Origin of the sequence: Myroides injenensis M09-0166, assembly GCF_000246945.1 — a bacterium.
GTDB lineage: Bacteria > Bacteroidota > Bacteroidia > Flavobacteriales > Flavobacteriaceae > Flavobacterium > Flavobacterium injenense.
On record NZ_BAEX01000006.1, the window covers coordinates 18,253 to 34,483 of the forward strand.

Genomic DNA, 16,231 nt, shown 5'->3' on the forward strand with positions numbered 1-16,231 from the left:
GTCATGGAGATATTTGACGTGTTAATTATAGGTGGTGGAGTAGCAGGAGTATCTTGTGCTCAGGTGTTAGGGAGTGCCTATAAAAAGGAATTCGCAAAAGAAAAGAAAATAGGAATTACACTGCATCAGAAAAGTTCTATGTTGCAAGAGGCTTTATTCAATAATGCTTATGGTATCCGGCCTGGAACTTTAGGTAGAGATTTACTTATTCAATCTCAAGAAGATTTATCTTTTTATCCACATATAGAACAGATCCTTAATGAGAAAGTAACTGCTGTAAATAAAGTTGATAATATTTATGAAGTTACTACGAATAAGAGTGTTTATAGAGCAAAAGATATTGTTATAGCAGTGAATTCTAGTTCTTCTTTTGATATTCAAGGATTGATGCAGTATGTGGAACCTCATAAGAAATCTTTGGCTAGTAAAAATAGAATTCAGTTACGAAATAGTGACCATTTCGTAGAAGATGGTATATATGTCGCTGGGACTTTGGCAGGACATAGAAGTCAACTAGCTATTGCAGCTGGGAGTGGTGCAGCGGTAGCAACAGATATTCTTACTAAATGGAATAATGGAGTAGAAACTCATAGTCACGATAGTATAAAAAAATAAAACATAGTTTAGTTTTAGATATAAAGGAATGCTTTTAGCATTCTTTTTTTTATGTCTTTTTTTCTCTCCTTATTTAGTATTTTTAAATATGCATATCCCAATTCCTTTGTGGAGTAATAATTTATATATATTTTGTGATTTTTAATAATTTTTTGTTAATTTTGAGTAAGTATAAATTATATAAAATTGTTATGGAGTTATTTAATCAGTATTTTATTGACATTATTAAGAAGCATTATGTCGATTTTGACGGTAGAGCTAGAAGAAAAGAGTTTTGGATGTTTACTTTGTTTAGTACTATTATTAGTATAGTATTAGGTTGGGTAGATAGTTTAATTTTTGGACAACAAATACTTTATTATTTGTATTCTGCTTTAGTTTTATTGCCAGTAATCTCTCTATGGGTAAGAAGATTACATGATACTAATAAAAGTGGATGGTGGCTATTACTAGCCTTTACTGGTATAGGATTTATTGTTTTGTTAGTATTTGCAATTTTAGAAGGAGAGAAAGGTCCAAATCAATATGGTCCAGATCCAAAAGGTGTATTAGAGAATTAGTATTTCTCAATTTATTGTTTTGAGAAATCAAAAAATATAATGAAAAAGGAAATTTTGTTAAAAAGGTCGAGTTATTATTACTCGACCTTTTTTTATTTTTTATTTATCATATACTAAACCAATATTATCAACCCAAAGGCGACTATCGGTATTACCTATATAAGCTCCACCATTACTAGATGAAAACTGAACAATTAAGTGAGTGACTTCATCATCTTTTTCGCCCCACCCTTCTTCTATAATAGGAACCATTTTTCCTTTGCTATTTCGTGTATAATAAGCTTGGTCACCTGTTCGTAAATCCATGTGGTTACCATAAAAAGATTGATCTTTAATATTGCCATAATGAACGGTTAATCTATGATTATTTTGCCAAGTTTTCACAGATTTATCAAAGCGCTCCCATCCTGTACCAATTCGCTTAGCATGTACATTACCATCTTTGTCTTCCCATCTTTTTTGCAGTAGTATTTGGATTTCAGCCATGTCATTTCTATTTGCATCAGTTCCTTTCCCCATACCATTTACGCGTTTAGACGGTCCACCAGTAATGACTTTATAATCAAATTGTAAAGCTTTTGGTTTTTTTGTAAAAGGAATTCCTGTTACTAATTTACTTTGCGGATTTTTTGTGTCAGTTATTGGTTCTACCATTTCCCCTAAAAAGATGGTACCACTAGCTAATACATTAATATTTATTACTCCTAATACTTTTACGCGTTCTATTCTAGTCTCTAAACGAGCTGCAAAACCTTTATCTCTTTTTTCAGGAAATACTGTTACACTTCCTTTAGTTATTCCACTTACAGTAGCTAAAACAGATGAGGTAGCCCAAGGTGATTTAGTACTTTTATAAGGTGTGTTATCTTTTAAAGTATCTTTAATATCTGTGATTGAGTATAAATAGACAGTATTTCCTCCGATTAAAAAAGATTCTTTAATCTCACGTACCATCCATTTATCCATGTTTCCGTAAGGTATCATTTCTACTTTTTCGTTTTGTGCATCAGCATGTTTTGAAAAGCATAGTAGTGATAAAACTAAGAATATGATTGATTTAAAATGTGTCATGTATTAAAATTATATTATTGTTGAATGTTGTTCTTGCGAAGCATAGCAAAGTCTTCTTCTTTTAAATTCATTTTTAAATAAGGTACAGCTATGTCATGGTCATTTAGGTACATTCTTGGTCTACTTGTAAATGTTGGATTTACAAGTGATAAGTCCTGTTCTAAATAATTTGTCTTTATATCTGCAACATCTAACATCGTGTGAAATACTGCATTAGTTGCAACAGCTTTTGCTTTATTCTGAGTTATTGATTTAATTTTTGACTCATGAGTTTCTACGTACTGATCTGAGAACCACATTAACATAGGTATCCTCAATTGATAATAAGTAGGAGTAGGAGAGGCATGTAAGAAACGACCTCTAGCATCGTCAAATAGATCTTCTCCATGATCTGATGTATATAATAGAGCGGAATTAGCATTCAGTTTTTTTAATGCATCAATTGTACTTGATAGAAAATAGTCAGTATATAAAATGGTATTGTCATAGGCATTAACTAAATGCTCTTTTTCTGATTTTTTAACTCCTGCAATTTCATCAGGAGTAAATTTTTTGAATTCTTGTGGATAACGTTCTTGGTAATTAAAATGAGAACCATACGAATGGATTAATATAAAGAGATCTCCAGGAGTGTCTTCTATTACTTTTTCCATTATTGGAATGATCTCTTCATCATAGTGATTTTGCGTTATTCCTGTAGTGCTATCAGTTGTACGAATTGTCTGATAGATATCGGCTTCTTTTGTAAAGTACTCGATAAAAGAGGAATTCTCAGCTTGGTTGGACAAACAAATAGTTGTAAAACCTGCTTCTTTAAATGCTGAAGCAATTCCTTTTTTATGATAAATAGAGGAATAGTTTTCAGCATCCGCTTCTGATAAAATTATTGATACACTTTTGTGAGTAGTATTTGACTGCGTAAGTGCATCTTGTAAAACAAATAAATTGTTTTGGCTTTTTAATTTTGGATTTGTAGGTCTACCGTAGCCATATAATTCCCAATTATCTGCTCTAGCAGTTTCGCCGACAATTAATACGTAGATTTCTCTTTGGTCACTTTTCTTTTCTCTTGTAGCGTTAAAAGTAAAATCATCAGAAGTTTGAGGGTATCTTTTAACTTTATCCCATTTGTTTACTGCAAATCCTAAATTGTGAATGGCATTTAAAGGGTAAACATCTTGATTAAAAGCAAACGTCTCAGTATTATTATTAGCACTAAAAAATGAAAGAAAAAGAGAAATTCCCATCAGTATAAAAGAGGGGAAAAACACTTTTTTTCTAAAACTCCAATCTAAATAGTTTTTTCTTTTCCATTGTAAAATGGCTAAGATGGTAGGAGGTAGGTATAACACACATACCAATACAATCGACGGAAGCAAACTACCAAGTAATTCATTAATTTCAGAAGTATTAGTAGTCGCAACATTTAAGAACATATCTGCTGCTATGACATCTTCTCCAAATAAGTAAAAAAGTACGATTTGAAAGGCATGTAAAAATAGTAACGGAAATGCAATAATTTGCCACATTCCTGTATTTTTAAAAGCTGAGAAGATAAGAAAGTACAGCCCTAATGGAAATAATAGAACCACTAGTTTACCTATTAAATTGACAGGTTCTACACAAAAGAAATAAAGGGATGGAACCATATTTACAAAAATATAGAACCAAAATAGAAAGATTGGATTATTTAATACTTTAGACCAAGTGGTCTTATAAAGTTGATCAGTCATGTTGTTTGTCTTAAAACGATTCGTTAATATTGAAATAGAAACCACCTTGTCCTTTAGCAAATCCATAGTCAAGTCTTACATTGACACGATTTTTAAATTCCCAGCGATATCCTATTCCGTAGGTTGGTAGTGTATGTTCCCAATCAAAATTATTAAAGTCATCAAAGATATTACCAGCACCACCCCATAAGGCAATCCCGTGGCGATTATATATTTTCTGTCTTATCTCGACTTGACTATTTATTTGTTTACGATCTCTATATTGTCCTATAAAATAACCTCTCATTTGTCTAGAACCACCTACTTGAGAAAGCATATTCCAAGGTACATCACCACTATTAAATATACCATTCAAATCAAATGCCAAAATTCCTTTTGGCCAAATTTGATGATAAGCTCTAGCAGTTATTTCTATTCTTTCAAAGTGTCTATTACTACCAAACGATCTCGGAAAAAATAATTGTTCGTATTGTAGAAAAATTCCTTTATAAGGATTTGGTATAAAATCTCGTGAGTCGTACGAAAGGATAAATCCTCCACCTATTGCCGTGTTTTGTGGGTTCTCATGGGGCTTAAAGTAGTCATCTTCAAAATTCTTAGCTTTATAATTTTGCGCAGAGAATGTAAGCCCAACATAAGTATTTGGAAGTACCTTTTTAAGTATATCTGCTTTTAATCCTAGTTGATATTCATCGTATTTAGTGTATTTAGATGCTTCACCAGCGTCATATCCTATCCCGTAAAACTTACTTGGCATATAAGCAAAGTGCATATCATAATTAAAACGATAGTCATCATTGGGAAAAATACTATTGTTTTCAACACCGATTGAAAAGAAGCCACTAGTAGTAAAATTAGTATAAATAGATACACTTGATGGAGGTAAAGCCATATTTTCTTTATCTAATCGATAGAGTCCTGAAGCTACTATACCAATTCCTAATTTAGTATCTACCGAATAACTAGGTCCTCCAATAAAGGATAAATCAAATTTGCTTTGTGACTTATCTTTTTTTGCTTCTTCAAAATAATTAACAATCCGATCAAGAAATTTTTTATTTTTCATTACACTATCTTGTGCAATGTTTTTATTATCAGCGTCTTCTTGTTGTTGTGCTTGTGCAGTTGGACAAATTAAGAACGTGATAATAAGCAGTATTATATATAAATAATTTTGTTGCATATTAAGCCAAAGTTAATTTGCAAAGGTACGAAATAACGAGATTTTGTCCTGTTTTCCGAACTAAATAAAAGGGGTAAATAAAGATTATTAACTGACTTTAGTAATTCTTTAAGTAATATTAAGATGCCTTAAGCTGACACAATGATTAGTTGAGCAATAACAACTAATATTGACAAAAAGAATATAAACCCTAATATAGCATATTGTAAGGCTGAAATAGGCTGTTTGTGATACTTCATTGCCTTTATATATAATACCGAAGGAATAATTAAAGCTAAGATAACTCCTGCAATAGCAGCATATCCTAATGCAACTATAAAGCCAGTAGGGTAAAATAGTGCAAACAAGAGTGGTGGAATAAAGGTAGTAGCTCCCGATAATGGGGTGATAATTGCCTTTGATTTATTCTTAAACAAATCTTTATAGTAATCAAACAATCCTATACTCACTCCTAAAAAAGAGGTTCCTAATCCCGTAGCAGCAAATAAGCTGAATAATGTTTCTACATTAGCTGAATGAGACATCTCTCTGATGCTTAGTATAAGTCCTTCTAGACCTAGATTCTTCTTCATGATAATCATAAAGCTAGTTTGGTCTAAACTTCCGAGTACTACAATTTGCCAGATAAGATAAACAACTAATGGAAGTAAACTACCAAGGATAAAAGCCTTTTTTAATAATTTTTTATTCCCATCTAGGTAATTGACAATAGTTGGTATACTTCCATGAAAACCAAATGAGGTAAAAATGGCAGGAAGTGAGGTTAATATGATTCCTTGACTTAGAGGCATATGCAGTAGGTTTTCTCCTTTTATTAATGGAGCCATTAATAAAACAAGTAATAACAAGAAAACTAGTTTAGCGGCAAAAAGACCTCTTGTGATCATATCTACTGATCGAGTACTTATAATTACTATCCCACTAAATACAATTGAAAAAGCTAATATCGCTAGCCTATTGTCGATATTAGTATCAAATAATAGATCGACATTAGATTTTACAATAGTTCCGCCTCCAGTCATATAAGCTGCGGTAAGTCCATAGATTAAAAACATTAGACTTAAGCCTGCTAACCTATTAATACTTTTATTGGCGTATTTTTTTGTCAGTGTATCGAAGCCGTCAGTAGGAAGATTATAATCGTATATGCGCACCATTAAAAGTGCAGTATAGCACATTGCAAACCAAATAATAAATAGCAAGAGAGTAGTTCCTAAAAAACCAACACCTGCAGAAGTAATAGGCATTGCTAACATACCTGCTCCAATAGAAGAACCAGCTATAATCAAGATGCTTCCTAATAATTTACTATTCATTATTAAATATGATTAAGAGTGTAAAGGTAAGAAAGGATTTTTATTTAGATATGAACTTATGATAATATAAGTTTAAAGAGCTAAGGATTAAAAAAGGGAGGTCTTTTTGAATAGAAGTGCCTAAAATGATTCGCGGAATAATGGATACCATATATATCTTTAGTACTATAGAGGATATGATTTTTTCAACAATGCATCAACACTTCTTCAAGATTCCTTCAATAACCAGCCCTATATATGGAGCAATCATGGGGAAGTGTTGAAGAAGTGTTGAAGGAATTTGCTTGAGTCCTTATGAATACTAGCTTTAGCAAGCATACCAATTTTAGCTCAATAGATTATTTTTAAAGTAAAGTATTGTACTTTAGCTGATTGTGTTTTTTAGGGTTAAAAAAAAGTGAGGTAGTTTTTATTATGCTCAGATAATTAAAATAGTTAGATAAAAACCCATAGCCTATTGATTTGTAAAGGAACTATTTGACATAGAAATCTTTTTTGAAGACATAACTAATCAATTAATTAAGGCTAATGCTGATTTTGATTCATAAAAGCTTAAACATTTAGAGATAGAGAAATAATAGCCAACATCTGTCTTAATAAACGAAATGAAAAAGATGATGAAGACAATAATTGTTATGAAAAACAATCCAAAGAGTAATTTTTATTTAAAAAAAAGTTAGATACTGCTCATTTTTAGGATTTCTTATCTATATTTGTTGCGATGGAAAAAAGGAGAAATATAGCAAGAGTATTGTTAATGGTATCATTTATGTTTACCATAATATTTCAATTTGTCCATAGTTATGAGCATATTTCTTCTTTCATGGTCTATGAAGAAGAGCATTCTACACATGCCCATTTTACAGAACATCGTGAACAATTAAGTACTCAATTAGAATGGAAAGAGAATCATGGACAGCTAGACAAGTGTTTTGCTTGTGATAGCATCTTGGTGCCAAGTTTGTCTGCTGATATCTTAGATATTACTTTTGATACTTTCCCTGTTTTAGAGAAAGTACAAGAAGTAGTAGTTAATACTTTTGTTCCTTTATCTCACATTTACTATTCTCTGCGTGCCCCACCTGTGATGGCATAATCTTGATTATTTTAAAAATTTAGTTTTCTGAAGTTATTGAACTTAGGTATCATTAGTACTATGTTATTGTATAGTATCTATTGATTGTATTTATTTTCATTTGCTTTAAAGGGACTTGTATTTTTAAGATAATTCTAAGAACAGATAGTTCAAGCAAATACACAATTCTGTGTGTTTATATTTAATAAAAAAGTTTATCGTTAAACAATTATGAGAATTATACTTGTTGTATTCTCTCTATTGCTATCAATTAATATGTTTTCGCAAGACAATAAGTTTATTGTCAAAGGGGAAATATCTGATAATTATGGAGTTGCATTAGTGGGGAGTACTATTATATTAGGTGATCAAGCAACAATGACTGATGCTGAAGGTAAGTTTGTATTTAACAGTGTTAAAAAAGGTGTCTATCCTTTAGTTATCAATTATATAGGATATGAGTCAGTTAGTAAAACTATTGATGTTAATGGAGAATTATCTCTTCACTTTCACCTAAAAGAAGATATTACATTATTAGACCAAGTAGTAGTATCTGCTAAGGGAAATAAGACAATCACGCATATAGATAAAATCAGCAATCAGGAACTTACTGAAAAGTTCAATGGTTCTTTTGCTAAAACATTAGAGGCTATTCCAGGAGTCAACGCTATGGAAATTGGTGCAGGTGCATCGAAACCTATAATTAGAGGATTAGGTTTTAATAGAGTTGCAGTCGCTGAAAATGGCACAAAACAAGAAGGTCAACAATGGGGGGCTGATCACGGTCTAGAAATAGATGCATTTAGTACTGAAGAAGTTGAAATTATAAAAGGTGTTGGAGCAATTGAATATGGTAGTGATGCTATAGGAGGAGTTATTAAGATTAATAATGAAAAAGTACCTCAGGTACATTCTTTTTCTGGGCAAGCTACTGTTTTTGGTAAGACTGTAAATGATTCTTATGGGGCTTCTGTACAAATAAAAGCACGTGAGGACAAGTTTTTCTATAAGTTCAAAGCTACTGGTCAAGATTATGGAGATTACCGTGTACCGACAGATCGTATTAATTATTTAGATACTAAAATTCCTATTTACAATGGACGTATGAAGAATACAGCAGGTAAAAACTTTGCGTTATACGGACAGATAGGTTACGTGGATAAAAAAGTGAAAAATATCTTAAGTATCAGTAATGTTTATGATAAGAGTGGCTTCTTTCCTGGATCACATGGATTACCAGATATATCTTCTGTAATTGATGATGGAAATCACAGAGATATTGGCTTGCCAAATCAAAGCGTGAATCACTTTAAGGTGATTAATAGTTTTAGTTATGATATTACAGACAATAGTAAATTGTCTGCAGTACTTTCATGGCAAAATAATAAACGTCAGGAGAACAGTAAGTTTCATACGCATTTCGACAATCAAGAAGCACCAGCTAAGAATCCTAATTTAGAGCTACAGTTTGTTCTTAATACGTTTGATGCTGCAGTGAAGTATGAATATATTTCACCTAAGAATCACAAAAGTACAATTGGTTTACAATACAATTATCAAAATAACGTAATAGATGGTTTTGGATTCCTACTTCCAAAATTTAATCGCTATGGCGTTGGAGTATTTGCTACACATGAGCACTATGTAAATGAGCGTATGAGTTGGGAAGCTGGAGTGAGAGCAGATTATGCTGAGATTCATATTAAACCTTTTTATGATGCGTATTTATATGACTATCTAAAAGGGATGGGACATTCACATAATTTTGCCGCTGATTATGCGCAACGCAGTCACAAGTTAGATAAAGACTTTTCTAGTTTTAATGCGATGATCGGTGCTAAATATGAATTAACATCTAAAATAGAAGTAGCAGCAACATTAGGAACAAACTTTAGATTTCCTACAGCTATTGAGTTAGCATCAAATGGAGTACACCACGGTGCTTTTAGACATGAAAAAGGGAATCCTAATCTAGATCCAGAACAAGGGTTAGCTTTTGATTTTAGAGCGAGTTATGAAAGCACCAATTTTAGTACTACACTGAGTCCTTATGCTTATTATTTCTCTAACTATATATTTTTAAAACCATCAGGCAAGTTTTCTGTACTTCCTGATAGTGGGCAAATCTATGAGTACTCACAATCAGAGGCGATTATCACAGGTATAGAGTGGAAGGCAGAACAACGTTTCTTAAGACATTTTACACTAGAAGGAGTATTTGAGTATATCTACAATAGACAAGTTTCTAATGGAAAGAAAGGGGATTATCCACTTCCTTTTTCACCTCCTATGAACTTTTTCGGTGAATTGAAATATGAGTTTAATGATTTTAAATTCTTTAAAAAGCCAGAGGTCTATTTTAATGGTAAGTGGTTTGCTAAACAAGAGCGCATCGCACAAGGGGAAGAGATTACACCAAGTTCTGTTAGCTATGGTGCTGGTATTTCTTCTACACTAATGTTTGGAAAAGTAGAGGCTAAAGCGAGTCTTGTCGCTACTAATATTTTTGATAAAAAGATATTGAACCACATGAGTTTTTATAGACCATTGGAAATACCTGAGTTAGGACGTTCTATTCAATTAATGATACAAATACCATTTTAATGAGAAACAAGAACATACGTGTTCTGTGGTTTGCTTTTATGTTATTGGTCTTTATTGTACCACATATTAGTAACAATTTACACTATGTTATCGTTAAACATACATTTGGTAAAAAGAATAATAACCTAGAATGGGTTGATAGTAATACTGTTCATTATTGTGAGCAGTACCTTTGTAAAACTGCTCCATTATTAGAAGTTACTTTTTTTCATTGGGAGGTGTTCCACACTCTTGATTATAAAGAAGTACTAGATAATGTAACGGAGCATTATAGAGATTTATCAGTTGTTTATTTAAAGTTAAGAGGGCCGCCTAATAGTTCTAATATTTAGAAATTCATTTTGCACAACTCAAGTTTAAATAATTAAAATAAATACAATGAAAAATTTAAAATATATCTCTTTATTATCAATCGCTAGTGTTTTTACTTTTACCTCATGTACATCAGGTGATGACAATGTAGACACAGAAAAACCAGTAGTAATACTTAATGCACCTGTAGAAGGAGCAAAATTACAAGCAGGTAAAGATGTCCATTTTGATATGGATCTTTCAGATAATGAAGCTCTAGGTTCTTACAATGTTGATATTCATAATAATTTTGATGGCCATGACCATACAGGACATAGTGATACTAAGGCATTTAGTGTAATTCTTGCAGATGGTCACGACCACGACCACGACCATGATGAAGAGAACGAGGCACGTCAGCCTTTTAAATTCAATAGAACATGGGATGATATCTATGGATTAAGAAATACACATGTTCATCAACATGAAATTGTAATCGATAAGGATGCTAAACGTGGTGCTTATCATTTTGTAGTAAAAGTTGTGGATAAAGCAGGAAACCAAACTATGGTTTTTAGAAATATAGAAATAGTAGATAAAATTGAAGGAGAAGATGGTCACGATCATGATCATGATCACGGGCATACTCATTAAGAAGATGTTTATCCTATTTAATTTTTTTAAAAAAGCAAGGAAGTCCCCACTCCTTGCTTTTTTCTTTATAAGTAAACGCTTCTATTACTGTTTACTTTTATATATATTTGTTTTTAACTAATTTTTTACTCTAATAATTTATGAAAAAAACGATTATGACACTATTAGTCGCTACGGTGATTGTTTCTTGTAAACAAGGAAGCAATGAATCAGCAACTAGTCTAACATATCCAGACACAAAAAAGGGCGAAGTAGTAGATACTTATTTTGATGTTGAAGTAGCTGATCCTTACCGTTGGTTAGAGGATGACCGCTCTGAAGAAACGGCTGCATGGGTAAAAGCAGAAAATGAAGTGACTTTTGATTATCTAGCTCAAATCCCTTTCAGAGACCAATTGAAAAAACAAATGGAAGAAGCTTGGAATTATGAAAAGATAGGCGCTCCATTTAAAGAAGGTGATTACACTTATTTCTTTAAGAATGATGGGTTACAGAATCAATCTATTTTGTATCGTAAAGATGCAGAAGGAAAAGAAGAAGTATTCTTAGATCCTAATAAATTCTCAGCTGATGGTACTACATCATTGGGTAGTATCGATTTCTCTGAAGACGGAAGTAAAGCTGCATACGCTATTTCAGAAGGTGGAAGTGATTGGAGAAAAATTATTGTACTTGATACAAAAACGAAAGAGGTGATAGGAGATACTCTAGTTGACGTTAAGTTTAGTGGAGTTTCTTGGTTTGGAGATGAAGGGTTCTATTACTCTAGCTATGATAAACCTGAAGGAAGTGAACTGTCTGCTAAAACAGATCAACATAAATTGTATTATCACAAATTAGGTACTTCACAAAAAGACGATGCTCTAATCTTTGGAAAAGATCAAAAGAGAAGATATGTAGGAGGTTCAGTAACAGGAGATAATAAATATCTAGTAATTTCTGCTGCTAATTCTACTTACGGAAATGAATTATACATTAAAGATTTAACTAAAGCGAATAGCCCAATAGTTACTATTGTAAATAACTTTGATAGTAGTAATTACGTATTAGACAGTAAAGATGGTAAGCTTTTTATCGTTACTGATTATAAAGCACCTAACTCTAGAGTAGTAACAGTAGATGCTACTAATCCAAAACAAGATAATTGGGTAGACTTTATTGCTGAAACGGAGAATGTACTAACACCTACTAAAGGTGCTGGATATATATTTGCTAGCTATTTAAAGGATGCTGTTTCTATGGTAAAACAGTATGACTATTCAGGAAAAGAAATTAGAGAAATTGAATTACCTGGTGTAGGAAGTGTAGGCGGTTTTGGTGGTAAAAAAGAAGATACAACTCTTTATTACTCGTTTACTAATTACATTACTCCAGGAACTATTTATGCTTTTGATCCTAAAGATGGTACTTCTAAAGTATATGAGCAACCTAAAGTAAAGTTTGACTCTTCTCAATATGAGTCAAAACAAGTATTCTATACTTCAAAAGATGGAACTAAAGTTCCTATGATTATTACTCATAAAAAGGGAATTAAATTAGACGGAACGAATCCTACTATGTTATATGCTTATGGAGGATTTAATATTAGTCTAACTCCTTCATTTAGTATTGCTAATGCTATTTGGTTAGAAAACGGTGGTGTGTATGCAGTACCAAATCTTAGAGGTGGTGGAGAGTATGGAAAAGAATGGCATGTTGCAGGAACTAAAATGCAAAAACAAAATGTGTTTGATGATTTCATTGCCGCGGCTCAATATTTAATCGACAATAAATATACTTCTTCTGATTTCTTAGCTATTAAAGGTGGGTCAAATGGAGGATTATTAGTAGGAGCTACTATGACTCAACGTCCTGATCTTATGAAGGTAGCTTTACCAGCAGTTGGTGTATTAGATATGCTTAGATACCACACATTCACAGCAGGTGCAGGATGGGCTTATGACTATGGTACTTCTGAGGATAGTAAAGAGATGTTTGAGTACATTAAGGGATATTCTCCTTTACACAATGTAAGAGAAGTTGCTTATCCAGCAACAATGATTACAACAGGAGATCATGATGATAGAGTTGTTCCAGCACACAGCTTTAAATTTGCTGCTGAGTTACAAGCTAAAAATACAGGGAATAATCCTATGCTTATTCGCATTGAAACTAATGCAGGTCATGGGGCAGGTAAATCAATTGCACAACAAGTACAAGAAAACGTTGATTTACAAGCGTTCACATTATACAATATGGGAGTTAAGAAATTAAAATAATAATCTCTTATCTTTGATAAATAAAAGGCGAGTCAAGAAATTGACTCGCCTTTTCTATTTGTATTAATTGGTCTTTATCTTTGGGAAACCGCCATCTACACTTAGTTCAGTACCAACTATAAATGAGGCATCATCAGAGGCTAAGAACAATACTGCTTGTGCTACTTCAGAGGGCAGTCCAAAACGCTGTATTGGTACTTGAGGAGCAAAAGATGTTGTAAATTGTTCTACTTGTTCTTTAGACAAATTAGATCTATCGAAGTAATTTGTTTGTATAGGACCAGGAGATACAGCATTTACGCGTATCCCTTTACTTATTAATTCAGCTGCAAAAGTCTTTGTAAAAGACTGCACTGCTGCTTTTGCAGCAGAATACACGCTTGAGTTCTGCATGCCTACCTCTGTAACTATAGAAGTATTGAGAATGATAGCGCTATTAGTGGACATTAGTGGCAGTATTTGTTGCACAGTGAACAGCGTTCCTCTAACGATAGTGTCAAACATCTCATTATAATGTGACTCATCTATCAATTCGATAGGAGCATACTTGCCAAAACCGGCATTGACATAGACAATATCTAAATGATCAGTATGTGATTTTAATACTCCTTGCAGCTTCATTAAGTCTGACATTGAGCTTGCATCAGATACAATGCCTATAACTTGACTACCTATTTCTTTTACAGTATTTTCTACTGTATCGCTATACCTACCAGTAATGATTACTTGTGCTCCCTCATCACTTAATAATTGGGCAGTTGCTTTACCAATACCACTTGTAGCGCCTGTAATAAGAGCTACTTTACCTTTTAGTTTCATATCGATTTGATTTAAAGCTTCAAAAGTATAGAGCATCTTAGGTCATCACAATCCGTTTCTTGCTATCTTTTCTATTCGTATTTGTAATCTTTTACTCCTGCGTTAACTTCGAATTCTAAAAAGTTTTGTTCTGGTGGAATAGGGCATGAAAACTTTGGGTTATAGACGCAGTATGGATTATAAGCCATATTAAAGTTTAAAATGATGTCTTCTCCATCAGGTATCTCTAGATCTAGATAACGTCCTCCCCCATAAGTAGTATCTCCTGAAGTTAAATCTGTGAAGGGAAGAAATAAATGCTTTTCGTATTCTTTTTTATTTCTCAAATTAACATCTTGAAAAATATCTACTTTATAAGTTTTGTTATTGTACTCAAATGTCACTATACCATATCTTACATATATAGGTTTTCTACTAGTGGTAGTATTCATCTCAAAAGGTTTTTCATTTGGGGTTCTTTCTAATTTCCCAGATATAATGAAATCCTCTTGTACAGGGAAGAAATCTAAACCTTTGAATGTTTTTATAGCATCCTTTGGTAATGGCGAAGTTTCAGTATTAGCAAATTCTTTATTTAACTTATTTTGGAATGTCTTAGCTGTTTCTATTTCATTAGTATTTGATGTACAAGATACTAGTCCAAAAAGCATAATTGCTAAGGCGTACAGTTTTTTCATGTTAATTATTATTGTTTGAGGTAAAAATATAAAAAAAGGTTTGCCTATCAAAAGGCAAACCTAAATATTGGACAGTTTGTAATTTATTAACCTAAGTGAGCTCGTAACATCCAAGCTGTTTTTTCATGCTGTTCTAGTAACCCAATTAAGAAGTCAGCAGTACTTTTATCATTATATTCTTCGATAGAGTCTATGTTCTCTCTAATGTAAGTAATAATCATTTCATAGTCGATAAGTAATTCTTTTACCCAAGATTTACTATCATTATCAGTTGTACTTCTTTTCTCTGTTAAATGCGTTAAACGTAAATAGTCAGTTAAAGAAGAAGGAGCGTAATGTCCTAGTGTTTTAATACGTTCTGCAATTGCATCAACATCAATTATTAGCTCATTATATAAAGTTTCGAAATAAACGTGTTTAGAATGGAAGTCAATTCCTTCTACGTTATAATGTGCATTTCTAACTTTAGTGTATAATACGAATTCATCTGCTAATAAATGAGATAATACCTCAGCGATATGTTGACGTGCGTTGTCTGTAAGACCTATATTTGCTTTCATAACATTGTGATTTTTTGTTTATATAAAGGTACAAAAAAATGATACAAAAGTCTGATATTGTGATAATTTATAGTAATATTACTATTGAATAATTTTATAGAATCTTGTAAATCGACAGTGGTGTAATCAATGTTATGTCGTACGAGAAAATAAAAAAAGGATAGCAATTTGCTATCCTTTAGTAATTATTATTTTAATGCGTCAGCTGCATTTTTTAAGCCTTGTTTAGCTTCTTTAGCAGCTTTCTCTACTTTAGCTTTTTCTTCTTCTGCTTTTTTCTCAGCATCTTTTTTAGCGTCTTCAGCTTTAGTTTCTAATTCGTCCACTTTTTTCTCAGCGTCTTTTTTAGCATCTTCAGCTTTAGCTTTTAATTCTTCAGCTTTTTTGTCAGCGTCATTTTTAACGTCTTTAGCATCTTCTTTTAGATCTTTAGCCGCTTTTTCTGTTTCAGCTTTTAGATTTTTATAAGCATCTTCAGCTTTTTGTTTAGCATCTTCCCAAGTTTTTTCTGCATCTTTCAATACTTCTTTAGCTTTAGCTTCTGCTTCTTTATCTCCGCTTTTTACTGCTTCTTCTACAGCTTTTTTCGCTTCTTCTAATTTTGTTCCAGCTTCTTCTTTAGCTTTGTCAAATTTTTCAGCTGCCTCTTTAGCCTCTGCACTTACTTCTGTTTTTGCCTTATCAGCATCGCTCTTTGCGTCTTTACAAGATGTAGCGAATATTAATCCACATACAGCTAATGATAACATTGCTTTTTTCATAGTTATTTTTATTTAATTTCACTTAGTGTTTAACTCAAAATTAAAAAAAAATGT

The 16,231-nt window shown here is 32.3% G+C and carries 15 protein-coding genes; 7 read left to right on the forward strand and 8 right to left on the reverse strand.

All coding sequences use genetic code 11. The features are described from left to right. Positions 1-3 precede the first annotated feature (3 nt). Both RH98_RS01910 and RH98_RS01915 read left to right on the forward strand, forming a co-directional pair. Positions 4-615 (forward strand): FAD-dependent oxidoreductase, encoded by a 612-nt coding sequence (locus RH98_RS01910; protein ID WP_010249913.1) that lies wholly within the window; start codon positions 4-6, stop codon positions 613-615. Between the two features lie 191 nt (positions 616-806). After that, the gene (locus RH98_RS01915; protein WP_010249915.1) at positions 807-1,175 is read left to right on the forward strand and encodes a DUF805 domain-containing protein; all 369 of its coding nucleotides are present in this window, start codon (positions 807-809) and stop codon (positions 1,173-1,175) included. A gap of 99 nt (positions 1,176-1,274) precedes the next feature. Here the strand turns inward: RH98_RS01915 and RH98_RS01920 are convergent, their stop codons facing one another. The 4 genes from RH98_RS01920 to RH98_RS01935 form a co-directional block, all read right to left on the reverse strand. Beyond that, entirely contained in the window at positions 1,275-2,246 is a 972-nt protein-coding gene (locus RH98_RS01920; RefSeq protein ID WP_010249917.1) for a PCMD domain-containing protein, read from the reverse strand. A gap of 14 nt (positions 2,247-2,260) precedes the next feature. Beyond that, positions 2,261-3,979: a phosphoethanolamine transferase family protein gene (locus RH98_RS01925; protein ID WP_010249919.1), complete on the reverse strand. Its 1,719-nt coding sequence runs from the start codon at positions 3,977-3,979 to the stop codon at positions 2,261-2,263. Positions 3,980-3,989: 10 nt separating this feature from the next. Further along, positions 3,990-5,162: a BamA/TamA family outer membrane protein gene (locus RH98_RS01930; protein ID WP_010249921.1), complete on the reverse strand. Its 1,173-nt coding sequence runs from the start codon at positions 5,160-5,162 to the stop codon at positions 3,990-3,992. 128 nt (positions 5,163-5,290) lie between these two features. After that, positions 5,291-6,478: an aromatic amino acid transport family protein gene (locus tag RH98_RS01935; RefSeq protein WP_010249923.1), complete on the reverse strand. Its 1,188-nt coding sequence runs from the start codon at positions 6,476-6,478 to the stop codon at positions 5,291-5,293. A 721-nt stretch (positions 6,479-7,199) separates the two neighbouring features. Between RH98_RS01935 and RH98_RS01940 the strand changes: the two genes are divergently transcribed. The 5 genes from RH98_RS01940 to RH98_RS01960 all read left to right on the forward strand — a co-directional run bounded on the left by RH98_RS01940 (position 7,200) and on the right by RH98_RS01960 (position 13,360). Then, positions 7,200-7,574 carry a hypothetical protein gene (locus tag RH98_RS01940; RefSeq protein WP_026038682.1) on the forward strand — a complete coding sequence of 125 codons (375 nt, stop codon included), beginning with the start codon at positions 7,200-7,202 and terminating at the stop codon, positions 7,572-7,574. 210 nt (positions 7,575-7,784) lie between these two features. Further along, the gene (locus RH98_RS01945) at positions 7,785-10,157 is read left to right on the forward strand and encodes a TonB-dependent receptor (protein ID WP_010249927.1); all 2,373 of its coding nucleotides are present in this window, start codon (positions 7,785-7,787) and stop codon (positions 10,155-10,157) included. Beyond that, a complete protein-coding gene (locus RH98_RS01950) occupies positions 10,157-10,489 on the forward strand; it encodes a hypothetical protein (protein ID WP_010249928.1) in 333 nt (110 codons plus the stop codon). Before RH98_RS01945 ends, RH98_RS01950 begins: the two co-directional genes overlap by 1 nt. A 46-nt stretch (positions 10,490-10,535) precedes the next feature. Beyond that, positions 10,536-11,102, forward strand: coding sequence for a DUF4625 domain-containing protein (locus tag RH98_RS01955; RefSeq protein WP_010249930.1), 567 nt, complete (start codon positions 10,536-10,538; stop codon positions 11,100-11,102). Positions 11,103-11,242: 140 nt separating this feature from the next. Continuing rightward, positions 11,243-13,360, forward strand: coding sequence for a prolyl oligopeptidase family serine peptidase (locus RH98_RS01960; RefSeq protein ID WP_036495398.1), 2,118 nt, complete (start codon positions 11,243-11,245; stop codon positions 13,358-13,360). A gap of 63 nt (positions 13,361-13,423) precedes the next feature. On the opposite strand, the gene RH98_RS01965 is transcribed toward RH98_RS01960, so the two are convergent. The 4 genes from RH98_RS01965 to RH98_RS01980 all read right to left on the reverse strand — a co-directional run bounded on the left by RH98_RS01965 (position 13,424) and on the right by RH98_RS01980 (position 16,177). Next, positions 13,424-14,179, reverse strand: coding sequence for an SDR family oxidoreductase (locus tag RH98_RS01965; protein WP_026038683.1), 756 nt, complete (start codon positions 14,177-14,179; stop codon positions 13,424-13,426). Positions 14,180-14,250: 71 nt separating this feature from the next. Then, positions 14,251-14,856, reverse strand: a complete 606-nt coding sequence (locus tag RH98_RS01970) for a DUF1684 domain-containing protein (RefSeq protein WP_010249935.1) — start codon at positions 14,854-14,856, stop codon at positions 14,251-14,253. A gap of 86 nt (positions 14,857-14,942) precedes the next feature. Next, a complete protein-coding gene (locus tag RH98_RS01975) occupies positions 14,943-15,416 on the reverse strand; it encodes a Dps family protein (RefSeq protein WP_010249937.1) in 474 nt (157 codons plus the stop codon). 188 nt (positions 15,417-15,604) lie between these two features. Next, positions 15,605-16,177: a hypothetical protein gene (locus tag RH98_RS01980; protein WP_010249939.1), complete on the reverse strand. Its 573-nt coding sequence runs from the start codon at positions 16,175-16,177 to the stop codon at positions 15,605-15,607. Between the last annotated feature and the right edge of the window lie 54 nt (positions 16,178-16,231).